17 protein-coding genes are annotated in these 22,938 nt (G+C 74.2%); 7 read left to right on the top strand and 10 right to left on the bottom strand.

Going from position 1 to position 22,938, the window contains the following annotated elements; translation table 11 throughout:
• Positions 1 to 130: 130 nt before the first annotated feature.
• Positions 131 to 865 carry a VOC family protein gene (locus OG989_RS27100; RefSeq protein WP_327028887.1) on the top strand — a complete coding sequence of 245 codons (735 nt, stop codon included), beginning with the start codon at positions 131 to 133 and terminating at the stop codon, positions 863 to 865.
• A 14-nt stretch (positions 866 to 879) separates the two neighbouring features.
• Here the strand turns inward: OG989_RS27100 and OG989_RS27095 are convergent, their stop codons facing one another.
• From OG989_RS27095 to OG989_RS27065, 7 genes are all read right to left on the bottom strand, one after another.
• Positions 880 to 1,131 (bottom strand): hypothetical protein, encoded by a 252-nt coding sequence (locus OG989_RS27095; RefSeq protein WP_327028886.1) that lies wholly within the window; start codon positions 1,129 to 1,131, stop codon positions 880 to 882.
• A 247-nt stretch (positions 1,132 to 1,378) separates the two neighbouring features.
• Positions 1,379 to 2,155: a hypothetical protein gene (locus OG989_RS27090; protein WP_327028885.1), complete on the bottom strand. Its 777-nt coding sequence runs from the start codon at positions 2,153 to 2,155 to the stop codon at positions 1,379 to 1,381.
• A 911-nt stretch (positions 2,156 to 3,066) separates the two neighbouring features.
• Positions 3,067 to 3,951, bottom strand: a complete 885-nt coding sequence (locus tag OG989_RS27085; protein ID WP_151452854.1) for a 3-hydroxyacyl-CoA dehydrogenase family protein — start codon at positions 3,949 to 3,951, stop codon at positions 3,067 to 3,069.
• 43 nt (positions 3,952 to 3,994) lie between these two features.
• The gene (locus OG989_RS27080; RefSeq protein ID WP_151452873.1) at positions 3,995 to 5,014 is read right to left on the bottom strand and encodes an HAD-IIIC family phosphatase; all 1,020 of its coding nucleotides are present in this window, start codon (positions 5,012 to 5,014) and stop codon (positions 3,995 to 3,997) included.
• Between the two features lie 5 nt (positions 5,015 to 5,019).
• A complete protein-coding gene (locus OG989_RS27075) occupies positions 5,020 to 6,183 on the bottom strand; it encodes an acyl-CoA dehydrogenase family protein (protein WP_327028884.1) in 1,164 nt (387 codons plus the stop codon).
• A complete protein-coding gene (locus tag OG989_RS27070) occupies positions 6,180 to 6,449 on the bottom strand; it encodes an acyl carrier protein (protein ID WP_151452852.1) in 270 nt (89 codons plus the stop codon). The genes OG989_RS27075 and OG989_RS27070 overlap by 4 nt, the downstream gene beginning before the upstream one ends.
• A 13-nt stretch (positions 6,450 to 6,462) precedes the next feature.
• Positions 6,463 to 7,473, bottom strand: a complete 1,011-nt coding sequence (locus OG989_RS27065; protein ID WP_225851946.1) for a ketoacyl-ACP synthase III family protein — start codon at positions 7,471 to 7,473, stop codon at positions 6,463 to 6,465.
• 232 nt (positions 7,474 to 7,705) lie between these two features.
• On the opposite strand from OG989_RS27065, the gene OG989_RS27060 reads away from it, so the two are divergent.
• From OG989_RS27060 to OG989_RS27050, 3 genes are read left to right on the top strand one after another with little or no spacing between them, the layout of a single operon-like run.
• Positions 7,706 to 9,454, top strand: a complete 1,749-nt coding sequence (locus OG989_RS27060; RefSeq protein WP_327028883.1) for a condensation domain-containing protein — start codon at positions 7,706 to 7,708, stop codon at positions 9,452 to 9,454.
• Entirely contained in the window at positions 9,451 to 16,800 is a 7,350-nt protein-coding gene (locus OG989_RS27055) for a non-ribosomal peptide synthetase (RefSeq protein ID WP_327028882.1), read from the top strand. Before OG989_RS27060 ends, OG989_RS27055 begins: the two co-directional genes overlap by 4 nt.
• The gene (locus OG989_RS27050) at positions 16,797 to 18,461 is read left to right on the top strand and encodes an amino acid adenylation domain-containing protein (RefSeq protein WP_327028881.1); all 1,665 of its coding nucleotides are present in this window, start codon (positions 16,797 to 16,799) and stop codon (positions 18,459 to 18,461) included. The genes OG989_RS27055 and OG989_RS27050 overlap by 4 nt, the downstream gene beginning before the upstream one ends.
• Before the next feature lie 106 nt (positions 18,462 to 18,567).
• Here OG989_RS27050 and OG989_RS27045 read toward each other — a convergent pair whose 3' ends face one another.
• Entirely contained in the window at positions 18,568 to 19,029 is a 462-nt protein-coding gene (locus OG989_RS27045) for a hypothetical protein (RefSeq protein ID WP_151452848.1), read from the bottom strand.
• A gap of 205 nt (positions 19,030 to 19,234) precedes the next feature.
• Here OG989_RS27045 and OG989_RS27040 point away from each other — a divergent pair, with 205 nt between their 5' ends.
• The 3 genes from OG989_RS27040 to OG989_RS27030 are packed head-to-tail and all read left to right on the top strand — an operon-like array spanning position 19,235 to position 21,458.
• A complete protein-coding gene (locus OG989_RS27040; protein ID WP_151452847.1) occupies positions 19,235 to 20,158 on the top strand; it encodes an NAD-dependent epimerase/dehydratase family protein in 924 nt (307 codons plus the stop codon).
• Positions 20,155 to 20,631 (top strand): nuclear transport factor 2 family protein, encoded by a 477-nt coding sequence (locus OG989_RS27035; protein WP_327028880.1) that lies wholly within the window; start codon positions 20,155 to 20,157, stop codon positions 20,629 to 20,631. Before OG989_RS27040 ends, OG989_RS27035 begins: the two co-directional genes overlap by 4 nt.
• On the top strand, positions 20,628 to 21,458 hold the full coding sequence (locus OG989_RS27030) for an SDR family NAD(P)-dependent oxidoreductase (protein ID WP_327028879.1): 831 nt from the start codon (positions 20,628 to 20,630) through the stop codon (positions 21,456 to 21,458). Before OG989_RS27035 ends, OG989_RS27030 begins: the two co-directional genes overlap by 4 nt.
• Before the next feature lie 48 nt (positions 21,459 to 21,506).
• Here OG989_RS27030 and OG989_RS27025 read toward each other — a convergent pair whose 3' ends face one another.
• Together OG989_RS27025 and OG989_RS27020 are read right to left on the bottom strand one after the other, a co-directional pair.
• Complete coding sequence (locus OG989_RS27025; RefSeq protein WP_151452844.1) at positions 21,507 to 22,376, bottom strand: TIGR03619 family F420-dependent LLM class oxidoreductase; 870 nt, start codon at positions 22,374 to 22,376, stop codon at positions 21,507 to 21,509.
• 4 nt (positions 22,377 to 22,380) lie between these two features.
• Positions 22,381 to 22,899, bottom strand: coding sequence for a nuclear transport factor 2 family protein (locus tag OG989_RS27020; RefSeq protein WP_327028878.1), 519 nt, complete (start codon positions 22,897 to 22,899; stop codon positions 22,381 to 22,383).
• Between the last annotated feature and the right edge of the window lie 39 nt (positions 22,900 to 22,938).

The following is a 22,938-nucleotide window of genomic DNA, read 5'->3' as shown; positions in this document are numbered from 1 at the left end:
GGGCATCCGCTGCACCAGCAGTAGATCCGGAACATGCCGATGCGCCCGGCCATCGTCCTCGGCGGTCGACGCAACGTAGCTGACGCTACGTCAGGTTGCGATCCACGACTGGAGTACTAGCCTGGCCGGCGTGGCGACGCGGCTCGTGCAGATCAACATGAAGGCCCGGAACGACTCCGTGCTGGGCGGTTTCTGGGCGGAGGCGCTCGGCTGGGAAGTCTCCAGCGAGGGGCCCGGCGTGACCAACCTCGAACCCGAGGGCTTCGTCTACCCCGACCCCGTCGCGGTCTGCCTCGACCTCATCGTCTCCCCGGAACCCAAGACGGTGAAGAACCGCGTGCACGTCGACCTCGCCACCACCTCGGCAGCCCACCAGGCCGAGGTGGTCACGCGCCTGAAGGATCTCGGCGCGACACCCGCCGACGTGGGCCAGGGCGACGTCCCATGGACGGTCATGGCCGACCCGGAGGGCAACGAGTTCTGCGTGCTGGACCCCCGACCGCTCCACCGCGACACCGGACCGATCGCCGCGGTGGTGGTCGACTGCGCGGATCCGCGAGCCATGGCGCGCTTCTGGAGCGAGGCCATGGACTGGGCCCTGCACGAGGTGACCGACCACAGGGCGGTGCTGCGCTCCGCCAAGGGCGTTGGCCCCTACCTGCGGTTCCTCCGCACACCCGACGTGAAGACCGGGTGGAACCGCGTCCATCTCGACGTCCGCCCGTACCCGGGTGACGACCTGGAGGCCGAGGCGGCCAGACTGCGGAATCTCGGCGCCACCGCCGTCGACCTGGACCGCGACGTCCCGTGGACGGTCCTCGCCGACCCGGAAGGCAACGAGTTCTGCGTCCTCACCCCAGGCTGACTTCGAGGCACGGTCTAGCCGCGGCGACCGCAGGACGGGCAATCGATATCGACTTCGCCGCGATCGCCCTGGTAGACGACTGCCGCGCCGGTTTCCTCTGACAGTTGCTGGGCCAGCTTCCGGCCCTGTTCCGTCCACGCCCGGTACTGCTCGTCGGTGCCGACCCGACCACCGCCGTACTCGCTGTGCATGTCCATCCAGTCCGACCACGCACGCAGGGCAGTAGCCAGCTCCACCGAGAGCCTCAGCCCTTCCGGGGGAACCATCCCCACGACCTCTCGGCCTGGACGACCACCGCGAGCGGGAATCGTGCACCAGGCCCACACAGGGAAGGCATCGTAGTCGAACGCGACGTCGAGGCGTCGCACGCCAGGCGGGCGGCCTCGCGGGCAGGACAGTACATGCCGCCGAAACTCTTCCACCCGCCACCACCTGGGCTTCAACCTACTTGACACAGGCCCTAGCTGACCCCTGGTGCACAGGTCGTACGCCCCGGTTCTCCGCCGCACTGGATCAGCGCCTCGGGCCGTCCCTCTGCGCACCGAGCGACTGGGATGGATCACTCGCTTCGACGGCACGCAGTTGGGCGGCGATCGCCTGTTGGTCGTCGGGAAGGGTCTCCGGGTGGTTCAGCCACCAGCCGGGTCCCCAGCGCATGACCTTGCCGTAGAGAGTCAGAATGAGGCCGGCTTCGAAATCCGCGGCGGGACGGCGTACCGCCCGTACCAGGGGATCGTCGTTCGAACGCCACTCGTAGTGTCCGGCGCCTGGGACGTACTCGCCAGGCCCGTGCTCCTGGAAGCAGTCGAAGAAGAGCCATCCGGACGCGTCTGCCGGGGCATAGCAGAGCACGCGTTTGTCGACGATGAGGCTTGGTGGTCCGTAGCTGGCCTCGACCTCACTGCGACGTACATCCTGGCCGTCGAAACGCTGCTGGAGATCTGCGGTGAGGTGGTTCCAGCTATCCGCGTCAAGCAGTCGCCCCAACTGGAGGTAGCCGAGTCGGTGGAATTGTTCGGCGAAGACCGAGGCGACCTCGGCGACGCAGCTACGGTCCTCGCCGAACATGGCGAGGAACGGCCCGGCAACTCCCCGCTTTCCGTACGAGCGGAGCACCGTCTCGACAGCGTCCTGGTCGATCTCGCGTTCGTCGAGGAAACACAGATCATTGAGGAGCCCATGGGCCAACCTGTCGAAGGCCTGCCCGGTCGTCGCCCACATTGAGGGCCTGGTCATCAGTTGTGGTAACTGATCGAGCCAACGTTGCCGAACCTCTGCCGCCGAACGCATCGGCCCACGGTACCGGCCATGCCCCGGGCAGCGCCTACCGGAGGCCACGGTCGTCTTAACGTCTGACCTCTGTATCAGGATCAGATGGTGCGAGTACGCGGCCACCGGCTGAAGACACCACGGGGACCAGCCTGAATTCATCGAGGCTGAGCCACTGATCGCACGATCCCGGCCGTTCACTCTCGGAAACAGGGTCTCCGCCGCAGCCATGGTGCTGGCGGCCTCCGCAGAGTGGCACCGTCCACAGCCTACGTCGGGCCCGCACTGCTGCCATTCGGGTGAACAGCCATGTTGAGCTGCGGTTTCGCCGCTATACCCTCGCTGCTTGTGATTGACGACAGCCCTTGGACGACGCTCCGGACGACCGACGGACACGTCGGCAACTCCAGGGTGGTCCACCTCCGCGGCGACCTCTGGTTGGACGGCCCGGTCGGAGATCCGGTGGCGCGGGGACTCGCGGGCAACCCGGCGGCACCGGCCGACGTGCTGCTGTGTCTGCTCGACGACCACGCCGAGGCCGTGCCCGCAGCGTTCCGGCGGCGCGCCGACCTGCCGCCCGCGGTCGTCGCAGCGGCGATGCGTCACCCCATGGCCCGGGTACGCGGCAGGCGAGGTGGTCGAGCTGGCGTGGCGCGACCGGCGTGCGGCGTGCGGCGCGTGTCGCCGCCACCCACCCGGAGCCGCGCGTACGTGCCGCCGGATCGTCGATTTGCTCGATGACATCGAGCTGGCCGAGTCCACGGCGCGGAACCCGGCCCTGCCGGTCGACGCGATGCGCGAGCGACTCGCCTCGTCGGCACCCTCGCAGGGGAAGCGCTGACGGTCGATCGGCACCGTCGGCGAGTGACCTGCGTCGACCTCCGTCCGGCGGGCAGCCGTGCGGGTGGCTGCCGGACGGAGGTCGGCGGTGGTCAGGTGGCGGCGGTCGCGACCGGCCGCGGGTACTGGTGGAAACCGCTGCCGCTCTTGCGCCCGTACCTGCCCGTGTCCACCAGTTCCCGCAGTGTGCGCCCGGGCCGGAAGCGGGGGTCACCGGTGCACTCGAGCAGCACCAGGAGCGTGTCGACGACGGTGTCCAGGCCGATCAGGTCGGCGGTACGCAGCGGACCCGTCGCGTGGCCGAGGCACTCCTGGAAGACCCGGTCGACGGTCGCGGCGTCGGCGGTGCCCTGGCCGACGACCTCGGCGGCCTCGTTCACGGTGAGCATCAACACGCGGTTGATCACGAAGCCCGGCCCATCGGCGACCACGATGCCGGTCTTGCCGATCGCGGCGAGCAGGTCGAGGGTGCGCTGGAGGGTGTCCGCGCTGGTCCGTGGCGCACGCACCACCTCGACGCTGTCCCTGAGGGGCGCGGGGTTCATGAAGTGCGTCCCGACCACCCGGTCCGGCCGGCGGGTGCTGGCGGCGAGCCGGTCGATCGGGATGGCGGAGGTGACCGACGCGAGCACCGTCGTCGGTGGACAGACGGCGTCCAGCTCGCCGAAGATCCGTTCCTTGAGCGGGATGCGTTCCGGTGCGCACTCGACCACGTACCCGGCCCGGTCGAGCCCGGCGGTCCGGTGGGTCCAGCTGATCCGCTCGACCACCCGGGCCACCGGCTCGCCCGCGCGGTCCGGGGCCAGCAGCCGGGCCTGCCGCAGCCCGGTACGCAGCCGGTCCGCTGCCGCCGCCACCCCGGTCGTCGACCCGAGCGCCGGGTCGACCACGACCACGTCGTACCCGCCCTCGGCCAGGCACTGGGCGATGCCGAGCCCCATCGTGCCGGCGCCGACCACCCCGACGGTTCCGCTCATGCTTCCCCCTCGCCGCGTCTGATGATCCGTCCGCTGTGCCCGCTCACGCCGTCACCACCCGCACCGGGTGTGCCCGCGCGGCCGGCGGCCGGGCCGGGTCGATCGAGAGCGTCCACCGGTCGCCCGCGTCGTCCTCGACGGCGAAGCCGGCGAACCGCAGGGTGACCAGCATCTGCCGGTTGACCGAGGTGGGCACGAACTCGGCCACCGGCCGCCGGCCCGCGGCGAGCGCGGTGTGCACGAGGTGGTCGAGCAGGGCCGCGCCGGCGCCGCGGGACAGCACCCGGCACGACATCAGCAGCAGCCGCAGTACGGTCGCGTCCGGCCGCGACTCGGTAACGGCCAGCCCGACCGTTCCGTAGGAGCCGAACCTGTCCCGCAGCCGCGCCACCAGCACCTCGTGCCGCGGCGACGCGCACAGCGCGTGCAGCTCCGCCAGGCTGAAGGTGACGCCGGTGGTGTTCAGCTGGTGGGTGCGTACGGTCAGCTCGTGCGCCCGGGCGAGGTCGGCCGGGCCGGCCCGGCGCACCTCCAGCACCAGGCCGAGCGAGGCGAGGAAGTCCGCGGATGGCCCGGCATGCGTGGCCTCGGCGGCCCGGCGTCGCTCGTCGGTCCGGTAGAGCTGGCGGCGCTGCCGGGACTCCTCGGTGACGAACTCGCAGGCGAACTCGGGCAGGGCCGGCAGTTCGGCGACGGCGTCGGCCGGGTGGCAGCGCACGACCGGCAGCGCGGCGGCCACCTCGGCGCGCTCCACCGGGTCGTTGTCGACGAACGCGACGGAGTCCAGGCCGATGCCCAGGTCGGCGGCGATCCGGGCGACCGCGAGGGACTTGGCGCCCCAGCCCACCTCGACCCGGGTGAACAGGTCGAGCAGGCCGTGCGCGGCCAGGTGGGCGGTGGCGGCGGCACGCTCGCCCCGGCTGGCCACGGCGTGCAGGACGCCGCGCCGGTCCAGGGCGTGCAGCGTGCGTACGGCGGCGGGGAACGGCACCGGCTCGTCGCCCTCCAGCACGACGCCGTCCCACAGGGTGTCGTCGAGGTCCCAGACGAGGCACTTCACCATGCTGGTCACGGCCGCCCTCCCGGCCCCGTCGCGCGGGCGCGCCGCAGCAGGTGGTCGGCGACGTGCAGCTCGGCCACCTGGGAGGAGCCCTCGATGATCTCCATGACCTTGGCGTCCCGGTAGAACCGGCCAGCCCGGCTGTCCGGGGCGCAGCCGGCCGCACCGAGGACCTGCACGGCCGTGCCGGCGACCCGGGCGGCGGTGCGCGCCGCCGCGTACTTCGCCGCGACCGTGCCGGCGATCGCGTCGGGAGCACCCGCGGCCCGCCACCGGGCGGCCCGGGCGGCGAGTTCCCGCGCGGCGGCGGTGTCCACCGCGGCCCGGCCCAGCAGCCCCCGTACGGTCTGGTGCTCGGCGAGCAGGGTGCCGCCCTGCCGGCGGGTGAGCACGTGGTCGGTCATGTCCCGCAGGCACGCCTCGGCCATGCCCACGCAGCCCCAGCCGACCGTGAACCGGCCGTGGTCGAGTGCGCTGGCCGCGACGTGCGACAGGCCGAACCCGGGCGGTGCGACGCGGTTCGCCGCCGGGACCCGTACGCCGTCGAGCTGGATGTGGGCCAGCTGGGCGGCCCGCAGGCCGAGCTGACCCTCGACCGGCTGCCGCGTCACGCCGGCCCGGTCGGTCTCGACGAGCACGGCGGTGTGCCGGCCGTCCAGCACCCCGAGCACCAGTAGCACGTCGGCGACCTGGCCGAAGGTCACCCAGCGCTTGGCCCCGGTCAGCTCCAGGGTCGGCTGCCGGCCACCGCCGACCGCACGGATGCGGGTGTCGACGGCGGTCAGGTCGCTGCCCGCGTCGGCCTCGGTGGCGGCGAATCCGGCGAGCAGCTCACCGCGGGCGAACGCGGGCAGCCAGCGCGCCCGCTGCTCAGCGGTGCCCCAGCGCAGGACGGCCGCGGCGACCATGGCCTGCACGGTGACCAGCGCGCGCAGCGCGCCGCACACGCCGCCGAACCGGGCGCACAGCTCACCGAGCTGCGCCGGTGTGGCGCCGAGACCGCCGTGCCCGACCGGCAGGTCAGCGGTGAGCAGCCCGGCGGCCGCCGCGGCGCGGCGTACCCCGGCGGGCAGCGCGCCGTCCCGGTCCCAGCGGGCCGCCTCGTCGCGCGCCGCCGCGGCGAGGTCGTCGCCGAGACCGTCGAGCGCCGGCGGCGCGGCCGCGGCGGTCACGCCGGGATCCCGGCGCGGCCGGCGGTCTTGGCCAGCACGAAGTCGGTCAGCCGGGAGATGGTGCGGAAGTGGTCGAGGTCGAGGTCGGCCACCTCGACCTCGATGTCGAAGCGACGCTCCACGAACACCACCAGCTCGATCGCGAACAGCGAGTTGAGCAGGCCGAGCGCGAAGTAGTCCTCGTCCGGGCCGATCGGTCCGGACACCGCCGGGGCGATGAAGTCGTGCAGCTCCCGCGCCACCGCGGGCCGGTCCGGTGCTCCCATCCCCACTCCCATCTCAGTCTCCCGCGACGGCCGCAGCGGGATCGCCGTCGAACTCGACCAGCACCATGCTCCAGGCGGCCACGGGGCTGGAGCTGATCAGTACGGCCCGCTCGCCGCCCCGCAGCCGCCCGGTGCCGATCTCGGTCGCCAGGTTGAGCAGGACGTCGTTCGCGCCGAGGTGGCCCAGGTCGCGCAGGTTGTCGCGGCAGGTGGGGGCGACCGTCACCCCGAGCGTCTCCTCGACGAACCGGAACGCGCCCGCCGACAGGTTGTGGCTCACGTGCCGGGCGACGTCCGCCGGCGTCAGCCCGTTGCGGTCCAGCAGGCTCCGGTACATCGCGCGCAGCCGATTGCGGCTCTCCAGGGCCAGTTGGAAGGAGTACTCCCGGGGGTCGCGGCACTGCTCGGTCCAGCGGGCCGACGGGCGGTCCCGGTAGTCCACCCGGAACAGGTCCCAGTAGCGGCCGTCGGTCTCCTGGAGCACGTCGCGCACCCGCAGCGGCCCGTCCCGCGAGACGACCACGGCCATGCCCCCGTCGCCGCTGACGGTGACGGGGTGCCGGTAGCGCCGGGGCGTGGCCGGCGTACTGCCGTGCACGACGAGGACGTCGGTCAGGTCCGGGTCGGCGGCCAGCAGGCCGCGCGCCACCAGCAGCGCCGGCGTGGTCGACACGCAGCCCAGCCCGCCGACGGCGAAGGTCAGGGCCCGGTCGGCACCGAGGTACGCCTGTAGCCGGGTCTCGGCGGAGCTCATCAGGGTGGCCGGCGCGCGGGACTCCACCACGACCAGCGCCCCGATCCGTGCCGGGTCCAGCCCGGCGGCGCCCAGCGCCCGGGTGGCGGCTCCCGCGGCCAGGTCGAACGCGTCCAGCTCCGGGTCGGTACGCACCCGGTCGATGCCGAGGCCGGCGCAGAGTTCCCGCTCGGCCGGCCCCAGGTACGCCAGCTCCGGCAGCTCCGCCACCGCGACCGACCGTTGCGGCAGGAACGACGCCATCGTCCGTACCGCGATCGTTCCGGGCATGTCGCCACGCCTTTCGGTAGCAGGGGCCGTCGTCGGTGTCCCGTCCCGGGCGTCCGGACCCGCTCCTGCGTCCGGAGTTCCGTGCGCCGACTCGATGCCACTCTGCCGATCGCGGCTCGTGCCGGGACAGAGAAGGACCGGCAACGCCTCTGCCGGTCCTTCTCTGGTTCCGGCCCGCTCGCGTCCACCAGTCTCGATCCGACGCCGACCGCCGGTGAAGGGGAGACCGCCGATGCCGAGCCGGATGCCCGACCAGACGAACGCCCCGCCGCCGAGCGGCACCCGGATCCGGCCGGTGCCGCGCACCGGCGCGCTGCGGCTGTCGCCCGGACAGGAGCGGCTGTGGTTCCTCGACGGGCTGCACGGCGACGGCACCGAATACCTCGTCTGGCTGCGGATGCGCCTGCGCGGACCGTGGGATCCCGCGGTGTTCGCCCGCGCCGTGACCGCGGTCGTCGGCCGGCACGAGGTGCTGCGCACCCGGTACCGGGACAGCGACGGCGAGCCGGTGCAGGTCGTCGACCCGCCCGGCCCGGCCGACGTGACGGTCGTGGACCTGACCGGGGGACCGGACGCCGGAACCCGGGCTGCGGCGCTGCTCGACACGGCGGCGGGCCGGCCGTTCGACCTGCGCCGGGAGCACCCGCTGCGGGTCATGGTGGTACGGCTCGCGCCGACGGAGCACCTGGTCGGTCTCACCCTGCACCACATCGCCGCCGACGCCTGGTCGTGCGACGTGCTGCTGCGCGACCTGGACCACGCGTACCGCGCGTTGGCGGCCGGCCGGCCGGTGCCGGCGCCGCCGTCGGTGCAGTACGCCGACGTCGCGGCCTGGCAGCGGACCCGGCGCGAGGCGGCCGGCGCGGCCGGCATCGGCTACTGGCGCGACCAGCTCGCCGGGCTCGAACCGGTCCTGCTGCCCACCGACCGCCCGCGCGGCACCCGCCGCGACCCCAGCGGCGACATGCTCGCCGTGGACGTGCCGCGGCACGTCGCCCGGCTGGTCGCCGCCGCCGGCGAGCGGTACGGCACGACCGCGTTCATGACGCTGCTTGCCGCCTTCCAGGTGCTGCTGGCGCACCGGACCGGCCGCACCGACATCGCCGTCGGGATGCCCGCCGCCGGGCGGGACGTGCCGGAGACCGAGGACCTGATCGGCTTCTTCGTCAACACCCTGGTGCTGCGGACCGACCTGGCGGGCGCACCGTCGTTCACCGAGGTGCTGGACCGGGTGCGCACGACGGTGCTGGCCGCGCTCCTGCACAACGACGTGCCGTTCGAGGAAGTCGTGGCGGCGGTCCGGCCCCGCCGCGACCCCGCCCGCAACCCGCTGTTCGAGATCATGTTCCAGGTCCTGCACACGGCGGAGACGCCCGGCACGCTCGGCGGCGCCACGGTGTGGCCGCTGCCCATGAACGCCACCGACGCCAAGTTCGACCTGGTCTTCACGGTCTGCCGCACCGCGGCCGGCGACCTGCGGTGCGTTCTCGAGTACGCCGGCGGCCTGTTCGACCGGACGACGATGCTCCGGCTCGCCGAGGACTACGTGGCGCTGTTGGAGCGGTCGACCCGCGAACCGGAGGCCCGGGCGGTCCGGCTGGCCCCGGCGCCCGGCGCGCCGGGCGTGCCGGCTACTGCGGCGGTGCCGGCGGGTGCCCCCGTTCCGCCGGCACCCGCCCCGGCCGGCCCGGTCGAGCAGGTCGTCGCCGGGATCTGGTCGCGGCTGCTCGGCGTCGACGACATCGCCGCCGACGACGACTTCTTCGACCTCGGCGGCCACTCGCTGCTGGTCGCCCGGGTGCGTACCGCGCTGCGGCGGACGTTCGCCGTCGATCTCCCCCTGCAGGTCCTGTTCGAGGCCACCTCCGTGGCCGGACTCGCGGCCGTGGTCACCGCCGCGGTCCGCGCCGACGTCAGCCGACTCTCCGACAGCCAGGTGCAGGACCTGCTGTCCCGAGCCGCCCGGGAAGGAACCCGATGACCGAGATGCTGGAGTCGCCCACCCCGCACGAGAAGCTGCTGGAGCGCCGGCTGCTCGGCCTCGAGCCGCTCCCCGAGCCGGGCATCCCCCCGGCGTCGCGGGCGGACCCGCCACCGCTGTCGTACGCCCAGCGCCGGCTGTGGATCCTCGACCGGCTGCGCCCCGGCGGCGTCGAGTACCTGGTGCAGATCGCGCTGCACATGACCGACCGGCCGGGCAGCCGGCTGGACCTCGACGCGCTGCGGGCCGCGCTGGACGGGTTGGTGGCCCGGCACGAGGTGCTGCGCACCCGCTACCCGGTCGGCCCCGACGGCGAGCCGGTGCAGCTGATCGACCCGCCCGCCCCGGTCCCCCTGCCGATCCGCGACCTCACCCACCTGGACGGCGACACCCAGTGCGGGTTGCTCAACCGGCTCGTCTCCGTCGACCGCGAGCCGATCGACCTGGCCGCCGGGCCGGTTTTCCGCGCCCTGCTCGTCCGGCGGGAACCCGACCAGCACCTGCTGCTGCTCACGACCCACCACATCGCCATGGACCTCTGGTCGGAGGGCCTGCTGCTCGACGAGCTGCACCACCGCTACACCGCCGCGCTCGACGGTCGCCCGGCCGACCTCCCCCCGCTGCCCGCGCAGTACGCCGACGTGGCCGCCTGGCAGCGGCAGCGGACCGCCGAGCTGCGCGAGACCCAGCTGCCGTACTGGCGCCGCCAGCTCGCCGGCGCCACGCCGGTGGACCTGCCGGCCGACCGGCCACGGCCGGCGGTACGGGACTCCGCCGGCGACGTCGTGCCGTTCACCGTGCCCGCCGAGGTGGCGGCAACCCTCGGTGAACTGGCCCGCCGCCACCGGGCCACGCCGTTCATGGTCCTGCTGGCCGCGTACGCGGTCGTGCTCGGGCGGTGGAGCGGCCGGACCGACGTCACGGTCGGCACCCCGGTCGCCGGCCGTGGGCACGACGACGTGCAGGACCTCATCGGGCTCTTCGTGGACACCGTCGTGGTGCGGGCCGACCTGGCCGGCGATCCCACGTTCGGCGAACTGGTCGAGCGGGTCCGCCGTACGTCGCTGGACGCCTTCGCCCACCAGGAGCTGCCGTTCGAGCAGCTCGTCGAGGAGCTGGCGCCGGTCCGCGACCCCGCGCGGACCGCGCTCTTCTCGACCATGTTCGTCTGGCAGGAGGCCGGGCCGGACGGCTTCCAGGCGCCGGGCCTGGACGTCCTGTCGGTGCCGATCCCGTTCGCCGACGCCAAGTTCGACCTGACCCTGTCGGTGGGCCCGGGCCCGGACGGCTCGCTCGCCGGCGCCGCGGTCTACGCCACCAGCCTGTTCGACCGCGCCACGATCGAGCGCTTCGTCGCACACGTCGGTCGGCTGCTGGCCGGCGTGGCGGCGGCCCCGGACATCCCGCTGGCCGACGTCGACATCCTCCCGCCGGCCGAGCGCGAGCAGCTGCTCGACGGCTGGAACGACACCGCGACCGACGTGCCGGCCACCACGCTGCCCGCGCTGTTCCGGGCCCAGGTGGCCGCCACCGGGGACGCGGTGGCCGTTCGGACGGCGGAGCGGAGCCTGTCGTACGCCGAGCTCGACGCCCGCGTCACCGCGCTGGCGCTCCGGCTGCGCGCGGCCGGCGTCGGCCCCGAGTCGGTGGTCGGGGTGTGCCTGGAGCGCGGCCCGGACCTGGTGACCGCGCTGCTGGCCGTGCTCACCGCCGGCGGCGCCTACCTGCCGCTCGACACCGAGAGCCCGCCGCAGCGGCTGGAGCAGCTGCTCACCGACGCCGCGGTACGGGTCGTGGTGACCGACCGGGACAGCGTCGGCACCGCCACCCGCACGGTGCTCCGGCCCGACGTGGACGGCACCGCCCCGCACGGGCCGCCGCTCGGCGACCCCGACCCGGAGCACCCGGCGTACGTGCTGCACACCTCCGGCTCGACCGGCCCGCCCAAGGGCGTCGTGATCACCCACCGCGCGCTCGTGAACCGGCTGGCCTGGATGCAGCGCGAGTACCCGCTCGACGCCACCGACCGGGTGCTGCACAAGACCCCGTACGGCTTCGACGTCTCGGTCTGGGAGCTGTTCTGGCCGCTTATCACCGGCGCGACGCTCGTCGTCGCCCGCCCCGGCGGGCACCGGGACCCGGCGTACCTGGCCGCGGCGATCGCCGAGCACGGCGTCACCACGCTGCACTTCGTGCCGTCGATGCTGCGCGCCTTCCTCGACACGCCTGTCGGCGAGCTGCCCTCGGTACGCCGGATCTTCGCCAGCGGCGAGCCGCTCCCGGACGGGCTGGCGGCGGCCGTGTCCGAGCGGATCGGCTGCGAGCTGCACAACCTCTACGGCCCGACCGAGGCGACGATCGACGTGACCGCGGCGCGGTGCCTGCCCGGGGAACCGGTCACGATCGGCCGCCCGGTCGCCAACACCCGCGCCCACGTCGTCGACCCGGACCTGCGGCTGCTGCCGGTCGGCGTGCCCGGCGAGCTGGTGGTGGCCGGCGTCCAGCTCGCCCGCGGCTACCTGGGCCGCCCCGCGCACACGGCCGACCGGTTCGTGCCGGACCCGTTCGGCACGCGGCCGGGGGACCGGCTCTACCGCACCGGCGACCTGGCCCGGCACCGCGCCGACGGGACGATCGAGTACCTGGGCCGGCTGGACCGGCAGGTGAAGCTGCACGGTCACCGGATCGAGCCGGGCGAGGTCGAGGCGGTGCTCACCGCGCACCCGGACGTCGCCGCCGCCGTGGTCACCGTGCACGACGACCGGCTCGTCGCGTACCTCGTCGGCCCGGCCGCCGAGGCCGGTGCCGGGCAGGTCGGGCCGGCGGTCGACCGGGACGGCGTCGCCGCGTACGCCCGGGCCAGGCTGCCCCGCCAGCTGGTGCCCGCGCGGTGGGTGGTGCTCGACGCGCTGCCGCTGACCGCCGCCGGCAAGGTCGATCATCGCGCGCTGCCCGCGCCGCCCAGCGGCGCTCCGCCGGCGGCGGAAGCGCCACGCACCCCGCTGGAGCGGACGATCGCGCGCGCCGTGGCCGACGCGCTCGGCGTCGACGCGGTGGGCCGGCACGACGCGTTCTTCGCGCACGGCGGCGACTCGATCCGGGCCATCCGCGCCGTCGGGGCGCTGCGGGCGGCCGGCCTGCCGGTGTCGGTGCACGACCTGTTCAGCCACGCCACGGTGGCCGAGCTGGCCGAACTGGTCGGCGCCCGGGCGCCGGAGCAGCCGGCCGAGGTGACCGAGCAGCCGGTCGTGGCGCCGTTCGCGCTGCTGTCCGAGGCCGACCGCGCGCTGCTGCCGCCGGGCCTGGTCGACGCGTACCCGATGGGCGAGATCCAGGCCGGAATGGTGTACGAGATGCTGGCCGCGCAGCGGCCGGTCTACGTGAACGTCAGCTGCTACCGGATCGAGGACGAGACGCCGTTCGACCTGGCGGACCTGCAGGCTGCCGCGGCACTGCTGGTGCGGCGGCACGAGATCCTGCGCACCTCGTTCGCGCTCGCCGGCTACACGCGGCCGCTGCAACTGGTGCACCGCACCGCCGAGCTGCCGGTGGACCTGGACGACCTGCGGGACCTGCCGCCGGCCGAGCGGCGCCAGGTCCTCGACGAATTCCTGCTCGCCCAGCGTGCCGCGCCGTTCGACCTGGCCGTGCCGCCGCTGCTGCGCTACACGGTGCACCAGACCGGCGAGCGCGAGTGGTGGCTCACCCACGTCGAGTGTCATGCGATCCTCGACGGCTGGAGCCACACGTCGGTGATCGCCGAGCTGCTCGGGTACTACCGGACGCTGCGCCGGGGCGGCGTGCCCCGGCCGGCGCCGCTGCCGGCCGTCCGGTTCGCCGACTTCGTCGCGGCCGAGCAGGAGTCGCTGCGCTCGGCGGCCGACCGGGACTTCTGGACGGCCACGATCACGGCCGCCGACAAGCTGGAGATCCCGGCCGAGTGGGGCGGTCAGGCGGACGGGGCCGAGGGGCCGGCCGGCGCCGACGACGCGCCGGACCAGGTCGTCGTCGAGTACGCCGACCTGGAGCCTGCGCTGCGCCGGCTCGCGGCCGACGCGGGGGCGTCGCTGAAGAGTGTGCTGCACGCCGCCCACCTCACGGCGTGGGGCGTGGTCACCGGGCGGCAGCGCTTCTTCACCGGGCTGGTCGGCAACGGCCGGCCGGAGCGGCTGCGCGGCGACGAGGTGATCGGCATGTACCTGAACACGGTGCCGTTCCCCGCCGACCTGACCGCCGCGAGCTGGCCGGAGCTGGTGCGGGCGGTCTTCGCGCGGGAGGCGCGAATGTGGCCGCACCGGCGCTACCCGATGGCCGCGATGCGGCGCGACGGCCGGCACGCCTCGGCGCTTGTCGACGTCAGCTTCACGTACCTGGACTTCCACATGCTCGACTGGAGCGCCGGCATCGACCTGGAGGCCGACTTCAGCCCGAGCGAGCAGCCGTTCTCCGCGGTGTCGTTCCCCGGCCACCTGCGCCTGCTCGGCCGGCCGAGCAGGATCGGCCGGCCGTACCTGGAGCTGGTCGGCCGGACCTACCGGCAGGTGCTGGCGTCGATGGCCGCCAGCGCGGCCGGGCCCGGTGCCGCCCGCGACCCCGGCGCCGGTCCCGACGCCACCCCGGCTGTGTCGCCGTCGCCGTCGCCGTCGCCGCGGACCGTGACGCTGGCGCCGGCCGACCGCGAGCGGGTGCTCGTCGACCCGAACCGCACCGACCGGGCGTTCCCCACCGATGAGCCGGTGCACCGGCTGATCGAGCGGCAGGCCCGCTCCGCGCCCACCGCCGTCGCGCTGCGGCAGGGCGTCGTCAAGGTCTACTACGCCGAGCTGGAGCTACGCGCGAACCGGCTGGCGCACCGGCTGCGCGCGCTCGGCGTCGGCCCGGGCACGGTCGTCGGCATCTGCCTGCCGCGGACGCCCGACCTCGCCGTCTGCGTACTGGCCGTGCTGAAGGCGGGCGGCGCGTTCCTGCCGCTGGATCCGGCGTACCCGGTCGAACGGCTGCGGTTCATGCTCGACGACACGGCAGCCGCGGTGCTGCTCGCCGCCGGGCGGCTGCCGGCCGGCCTCGTCCAGGCCGGCCCAGCGGGCGTGCCGACGGTCGACGTGACCGACGAGTCCGCCCAGCTCGACATGCCGGTCACCGCGCCGGAGGTGACGGTGGCGCCGGACGACCTGGCGTACGTCACCTACACGTCCGGCTCGACCGGGCGGCCCAAGGGGGTCGCCGTGCCGCACCGGGCGCTGCTCAACCTCCGGCACGCCCAGCAGGAGGTCTTCGACGTCCGGCCGGGCGACCGGATGCTCCAGTTCTTCTCGGTGGGCTTCGACGCGTCGGTGTCCGAGCTGGTCGCCGCGCTCACCGCCGGCGCCGAGCTGGTGCTGCCCGAGCCCGACCGCGACCCGGGCGACCTGCGCGCCGAGGCGGCCACGCTGACCCACCTGTTCCTGCCGCCGTCGATGCTGAGCCGACTGGACCCGGCGGACTTCCCGCGGCTGCGGGTCACCCTGGTCGGCGGCGAGGCGTGCCCCGCCGGGCAGGCCGACCGGTGGGCGCGGCACGCCGCGTTCGTCAACCTCTACGGCCCCACCGAGGCGTGCGTCGCCGCCACGTACGCGCCGGTCGCCCCCGGCTCGCCGGACCGGATGCCGTCGATCGGCACCCCGCTGGCGAACGTGCGGTGCCACGTCCTGGACGCCGACGGCCGGCCGCTGCCCGCCGGGGTGCGCGGCGAGCTGCACGTCGCCGGCGCGGGCCTGGCCCGCGGCTACCTCGGCCGGCCGGCGCTGACCGCCGACCGGTTCGTCCCGGACCCGTTCGGGCCGCCCGGCAGCCGGATGTACCGCACCGGCGACGTGGTCTCCCGCGCCGCCGACGACTCGCTGCGCTTCCACGGGCGCGGCGACCAGCAGGTCAGTGTCCGCGGCTTCCGCATCGAGCTCGGCGAGGTCGAGCACGCGCTGGAGGCGCACCCGAGCGTCGCGGCCGCGGCCGTCGCCGTCGCCGCGGCGGGCACCGAGGAGGCGACGCTCGTGGCGTTCGTCCGGCTCACCGCCGGCAGCTGCGGCGCCGCCCCGTCGCCGGCCGAGCTGCGCGAGCACGTACGCCGCCAGCTGCCGGCGCACATGGTGCCGACCCGCTGCCACGTCGTCGGGCAGTTCCCGGTCACCGCCTCGGGCAAGGTCGACCGCGCCGCGTTGATCGCGGCGGAGCCGAAGCCCGCCGCCGCGCAGATCGCGCCGGTGGCGCCGCGCACGCCGCTGGAGCAGACCATCGCCGACGCCTGGGCGCAGGTGCTGCGGCTGGACCGGGTCGGCATCGACGACGACTTCTTCGACCTCGGCGGGCACTCGATGGCGATGATGCGGGTCATCTCGCTGTTGCGGGAGTCGCACGGCGTGGAGCTGACGTTCCGGGCCTTCCTGGAGCACCAGACCGTCGCGCGGCTGGCCGCCGCGATCACCGACGGCGCGGTCGGCGGCCCCGAGGCACCGGCCGCGCCCGGCAGCCGCAACCGGGCGCTGCTGTGGCTGCGGCGCGGCAGCGCCACGCCGCTGTTCTGCATCCACCCCGGCGGCGGCAGCGCCCACTGGTTCCAGCGCTTCCTGCCGTACCTGGACCCGCAGCTACCACTGGCCGCGTTCGAGTGGCCGAAGCCGCACGGCGACCACGCCACGATCCCCACCGCCGCCGAGATGGCCCGCCGGCACTTCGACGAGCTGCGGGCCGCCCAGCCGCACGGGCCGTACCGGCTGTTCAGCTGGTGCGGTGGCAGCACGATCGCGGCGGAGCTCGCCACCCTGCTGCTGGACGCCGGTGAGGAGGTGACCTTCATGCTCCTCGACCCGGTGCTGGACGCGCAGACCCGGCCGAAGTTCTACGAGCAGATGGGCTTCGTGCGCCGGCTGGAGAAGCTGGTGCTGGAGATCGACCGGGGCGGGCCGGAGGCGGACACGCCCGAGCGGCGCGCCGAGATCATGGACCTCTACGAGCGGGTGGCCAACGACATCGACGAGAAGGAAGGCATGGCGCTGCCCGAGCGCGGCGTCGGCGCCGCCTGGCCGCGGATGGTCCGGGTCTGGCGGGAATCGTTGCAGGCGCTCATCGAGTACCCGAACCCCCGCTACGCCGGCAAGCTGCACCTCATCGCCAGCGACGCGCTCGCCAACGGCCAGCACGTGGTGTCCTCCGGCCAGACGTTCGCCGACTACCTCGAACGCTGGGAGGAGCTGATCGGCGGCGGGATCGAGCTGCACCGGGTGCCGGGGGACCACATCGGAATCATGAAGCCGCCGCTCCTGGTGCACCTGACCGACGTGATCAGCGCCGTGCTGGCCGGCAGCCGATGACCACCACGCCGGGCCGCCCGTCGACCGACCCGGCCGTGCCCCGACCTGCCGCATCCGACCCGGCCGCGCAGCAGCGGGCGTGGAACGCCACCGCCCGCGCGTACGCCGCGGACGGCCCGGTGCACCGGCTGTTCGAGGAGCAGGCCCGGCTCCGCCCGCACGCCGTGGCGGTGCGCTGGGCCGGCGGCGCGCTCAGCTTCGCCGAGCTGGACCGGCTCGCCAACCGGCTGGCCTGGGCGCTGCGCGACCAGGGCGTTGGACCCGAGACGCCGGTGGGCATCCGGGTGCCGCGCGGCCCGCTGCTGGCGGTCGCCGTGTACGGGGTGCTGAAGGCGGGCGGCTGCTACGTGCCGGTCGAGCCGGCGCTCCCGGCCGAACGCGCGCACACCCTACTGGCCGAGGCCGGTGTGCGGCTGCTGGTCGGCACGGCGGGCGAGGACGGCTGGCCGGCGCCGCCGCAGGTACGCACGGTGCCCGCCGACGCCCCGGTCCCGGACCACCGCGAGCTGCGGAGCCCGGAGCCCGGCACCGGCGCGGACTCCACCGCCTACGTGGTCTTCACCTCCGGCAGCACCGGCCGGCCCAACGGCGTCGCCGTGGCGCACCGGTCGCTGCACAACCTCTTCGCCTGGTGCCGCCGCACGCACGGCTTCGGCCCGCACGACCTGGGCCTGTCGGTCACCTCGCTCGGTTTCGACCTGTCCGTCTTCGACCTGCTCGGCCTGCCCGCGTACGGGGCGGGCGTCTACGTCGCCGACGACGCGCAGCGGTGCGACCCGGAACTGCTGCTCGACGTGCTGCTGCGGGAGCCGGTGACGTACTGGAACTCGGCGCCGACCACGCTGGCCCACCTCGCGCCGCTGCTCGGCGGGCACCGGGGCGCCGCAGGGACCGGGCACCTGCGGCTGGTCTACCTCAGCGGCGACTACACGCCGTTGACGTTGCCGGACGAGGTGCGGTCGGTCTTCACCGGGGCGACGATCGTCAGCCTCGGCGGCGCGACCGAGGCGACCGTCTGGTCGAACTGGTTCGAGGTCGGCGCGGTCGACCCGGCCTGGCGGAGCATCCCGTACGGGCGACCGATCGACAACGCGCAGTACTGGGTGGTCGACGAGGACCTGCGGCCGTGCCCGGTAGGGGTGCCGGGCGACCTGCTCATCGGCGGCGACGTCCTCGCCCTCGGCTACCACCGCCAGCCGGAGCTGACCCGGCAGCGGTTCGTCCCGGACACGCTCGGGCCCGACCCACGCGGCCGGCTCTACCGCACCGGCGACCGGGCGAGCTTCGGCTCCGACGGGGTGCTGACCTTCCTCGGCCGGGTCGACGGGCAGGTCAAGATCCGGGGCGCCCGGGTGGAGCTGGCCGAGGTCGAGCACCGCCTGCGCGGGCACGCCGGGGTGAAGGACGTGGTGGCGCTGGCCCGGCCGGACCGCGACGGCGAGCGCGCCCTGGTGGTCTACGTCGTGCCGGCCCCCGGCTGCCGTCCGACCGTACGGGAGCTGCGCCGGCACGTGGCCGCCGCGCTGCCGGACTACATGGTGCCGGCCGCGGTGGTGTTCGTGGACGGCTTCCCCGCCACCGCCAACGGAAAGCTCGACCGCGCGGCGCTGCCGTGGCCGGCACGCACCGGCAGCACGCACGTGCTCGGGGTGCCGGGGTAGCCGCCGTCCGGCCGCCGGTGGGCGCACCCGGGGGAGAGGTGCGCGCACGACCGCGGGCCCGCGCCGTCGCCCCCGGGATCACGACGGCGCGGGCCCGTTCACCGGGTCAGCACGGGTGGATGTACCAGATCGGGTTCCAGTCGACGGAGACCGGGATGTTGTCCGGGTCGATCTCCTGTCTCGTCACGCTTTCTCTGTCGCGGAGGTACGCGACCGCCTCGTCCGTCTGGTGGTTGACGGCGGCGCCGCGGCCCAGGAAGTTCGTGACACTCCGATTGTCGCAGTAGTAGAGCTCGAAGAAGGTGTGCTGACCGTCGCCCTCTCCCACGGCGTAGCAGGAGTAGCCCGACCTGCAGCTGCGCAGGTACTGGTTGCGGGCCTCCGTGCTCAGGTTGCGGGTCACGTACTCCCGGGGTCCGCTGCCGTTCTTGCCGTCGGAGAAGAACGGGCTGAGACCCGGTCTCACCTCCAGCGTGGTGTCCGCCCGCGCCGGGGACGCGGCGGCGGTGAGCAGCGCGACGACTGCGGCGGCTGTCGCCAGGACCCGGATTCTCCGTAGATCTCGCATGGGTTCCTCCGTCTGTTGCGGACGTTGTGGAACGAGCATGCTCGCCGCGGCACACGGCTGTCCTTACGGGCGAGTGCACAGCTGTTGCGTCAGCGCGCACACCCGCACCACTAACCAACCTATCGCTTGGTTGGTAAGCTCAGCTGCCATGCTGGCTCCCAGACGCGCGCCGGGGAGTCGCCTCACTACGCAAGGAGACCTCACGATGAAGGTGCTCGTCGTCGGTGGAACCGGCATGATCGGGGCCCACGCCGCTCTCCACCTGCGGGATCGGGGAGACGACGTCACCGTCGCCGCCCGGGGAGCGGTCGACGCGGACTCGCCCGTCGCCGACCTGCCTGTCCTGGTCGGGGACTACACCCGCCAGACGTTCACCCGCAAGGACCTGGCCCCCTTCGACGCGGTCGTCTTCGCCGCGGGCCAGGACGTGCGCCATCTGCCCCGCGACGTGGACGAGACCCAGTTCTGGAAGGAGACCCAGAGCGGGGGAGTGCCGGCCTTCGCCGCGCTCGCCAAGAGCGCGGGTGTCTCCCGCTTCGTCCAGATCGGCAGCTACTACCACCACCTGCGACCCGACCTGGCCGACTCCAACGCCTACGTCGCCGCCCGCCGCGACGCCGACGAGGGAGCCCGGGCGCTGGCGGACGCCTCCTTCACGGTCTGCACCCTCAACCCGCCCTCGATCATCGGTGCCATCCCCGGCATCACGGCCAAGCGCTACCGCCGCATGGTGTCCTGGGCGGCCGGCAACGAGCCGCAGTTCCCCGACCACGCACCGGCCGGCGGCACGAACTACATGTCGGCCCGGTCCCTGGCCGAGGCGATCGGCGGCGCGATCGACCGCGGTACGGCGGGCGCGGCATACCTCGTCGGTGACGCCAACCTCACGTTCGCGCAGTTCTTCCAGCTGCTCGTCGACGCGGCCGGGGGCAACCGCACCATCGCCGAGCTCGACGAGCCGCACCCCTTCATGCCCGACTCGATGATCGTCCAGGGCCGCGGGACCGTTCTCGCCTACGAACCGGATCCGACCGAGACCGCACTGCTCGGCTACACCCGCGGTGACTGCGAGCGTGCCGCCGCCGAGCTCGTCGAGGTCGTGCGCGCGGCGACCGCTCCCAGGTCGTGACCAGCCTCGACGCGGCCGACCTCACCGCGTTGCGCGTACTCTCCGAGACGTATGCGGCGGCCGCCGACGACCGTGACGCCGCCGCGGTCGGCGCGCTCTTCGTCCCGGACGGCGTCCTCGTCGTCCCCGATCCGCCGGCTCACCTCGACGCCCACGTGTCCCACGTCGGCCGCCCCGCTGTCGTGGCCGCGCTCGGGGCACTCGCCGGGACGCTGGCGACGACCCACGTCGTGGCCGGGGCCCGCTACCTGCCGACGTCGACCGGGGCCCGTGGCCGGGTACGCGGCACGGCCCACCACCTGCTGTCCGGTCGCGAAGGGCCCTCGGACCTGGTCTGGTTCCTGCACTACGACGACGAGTACGCGCGCACCGACGACGGCTGGGCCTTCACGCGGCGCGCCGTGACCATCAACTGGATCGAACGCCACCGCGTCTCCGCGATCAGGACCGACGAGGAAGTGACCGGCAGATGAGCGCCACCCGCAGGCTCGAGGACCAGATCGCGGTCGTCACCGGCGGCGCCCGCGGGATCGGCGGCGGCATCTCCCGCCGTCTCGCCGCCGCGGGTGCCCGCGTCGTCCTCGTCGACATCGACGGGGAGGCCGCCGTCGACACCGCCGCCGACATCCGTGGCGCCGGCGGCGAGGTCGAGGTCGTCCTCGCCGACGTACGCACCGCCGACGGTGTCGCCACCGCGGTCGCCGCCGCGTCGGCCCTCGACTCGGGGCGGGTCGACGTGCTCGTCAACAACGTCGGCGACTTCCGCCCGGCCTCCAGGACCTTCCTGCACTCGAACCCGCAGCAGTGGCAGGCGCTCTACGAGGTCAACCTGTGGCACGTGCTCGCGATGACCCACGCGCTGCTGCCCGGCATGGTCGAGCGGGGCCGTGGCGCCATCGTCAACAACTCGACAGTCGAGGCCTTCCGGGGCATCCCGGCGTGCGCCCCGTACTCCGCCTACAACGCCGGGGTCAGCGCCTTCACCCGGAGCCTCGCCGTCGAGGTCGCCGGCCACGGGGTGCGGGTCAACGCGATCGCGCCCGACCTCGCCGACACGCCCCAGACACCGGCCGCGGCGATGCTGCGCGGCCGTGACCCGGCGCTCATCCGCACGTGGATCCCCGTCGGGCGCTTCGGCGCGCCCGACGACTACGCCGCCGTCGTCGAGTTCCTCGCCAGCGACGACGCCCGCTTCGTCACCGGGCACACCATCCCCGTCGACGGAGGGACCCTGGCCGCCTCGGGCTGGTACGCGCGGGTCGACGGCAAGGGCTGGTCGAACATGCCCAACGAGGCCTGACCGTGGGCGCCGGGACCCACGCGGGGGTCCCGGCGCAGGCGGCCGTGCTCAGTCGCGGCGGTCGAGGCCGAAGAGCTCGGCTGCCGCCGCGAGCTGGTCGAGGTACTCGGCCAGCTCGCGGTGCCGCACGACGACGTTGACCACGGTGGCCCCCGCCTCGCCGATCCGGCCGACGAGGTCGAGCGCGGCCTCCGGGTCGCCCGTCGGGTCGAGGCGGGCCGGCGGGGTGATGACGACGTCGAATCCCTCCGGCAGGTCGTGCTCGGCGAGCATCCGCGGCAGGGTCCGCAGGTCCGGACCGCGATACGTCACCGGCGCCGGTGCCCACCCGTCGCCCAGGGTGACCGCGCGCCGGAGGGCACGCCTGCTGTGACCACCGACCCAGATCGGGACCTTCTCCTGGACCGCGTGCGGGCTGACGACCTGCTCGGTGAAGTGGTAGTACTCCCCGTGGTAGGTCGCGAGCCGCACCGACAGCGACGCCCGCAGGGCCCGCAGGGCGTCGTCGGCCCGTGGTCCGCGGTCGGCGAACGGGCGCCCGAGCAGCGCGAACTCCTCCTCCAGGTTGCCGACGCCCACTCCGAGGACGACCCGTCCGCCGCTGAGGTGGTCGAGGGTGCCGTACCGCTTGGCCAGCTCGAGCGGATGGTGCAGCCCGAGCACGAGCACGTACGGCAGGAAGCGGATCCGCTCCGTGATCGCCGCGAGGTAGGAGAACGTCGCGACCGGGTCGTAGAAGCGTTCGCCCCGGGCCAGCCCTTCTGGAACGCTGACGTGCTCCGGGCAGGTGAGGAACTCGTACCCGAGCCGGTCGGCGGTCGTGAAGACCTCCCGCAGCTCGGCGACCCCGGCCTCGGCCTCCCACGGGGGCCGGGGTCCGGAGTCGGCCAGGACCGGGGAACTCAGGCCGATGCGCACGGCCTCAGGCCTCGGATTCGACGGCACGGGCGAGGATGTCGCGGCCCTCGTCGGTGCCGTCGAGCTGGCGGTTCCAGCGGTGGGTCACCTTCCAGCCCTCGGCGGTGCGGGTGAACTCCCACCGGTTGGAGCCGGTACGCCAGATCCGGTAGCCGTTCTCGTCGGGAGCGTGGAGCACGAGCTGCGAGTAGTTCGTCACGACGGCCCGATCGCCGTCGACGACGATGTGCGGCAGGCCCATGAGATGGGCGGCGCCGGAGTGGATCAGGGCCTGGTGCCGCTCGCCGGTCACCATGGCGCGCAGCGCGTCCCGGCCGTCGAGCACGACCGGGTAGGTGTCGTACACGCCCTCCTCGGTCCACATCCGGGCGGTGACCTCGGCTGAGCCGCTGTCCACGGCGGGGCCGTAGCTAGCGACGATCTGCCACAGGGCGAGCCGGTCCTCGGCGGCGGCGAGGCGCCGTTCGGCCTGCTCGAGGCGCGCCTCGAGCCGGGCGAGCCGGTCGGGCTGCGAGTCGGTCATGGTGGGTTCCTTCCGAGCGGGCTTCTCGCGGGCCGATCC

This window comes from Micromonospora sp. NBC_01740, assembly GCF_035920365.1.
Lineage (GTDB): Bacteria > Actinomycetota > Actinomycetes > Mycobacteriales > Micromonosporaceae > Micromonospora > Micromonospora reichwaldensis.
This window is presented reverse-complemented; position numbering and strand designations above follow the sequence as displayed.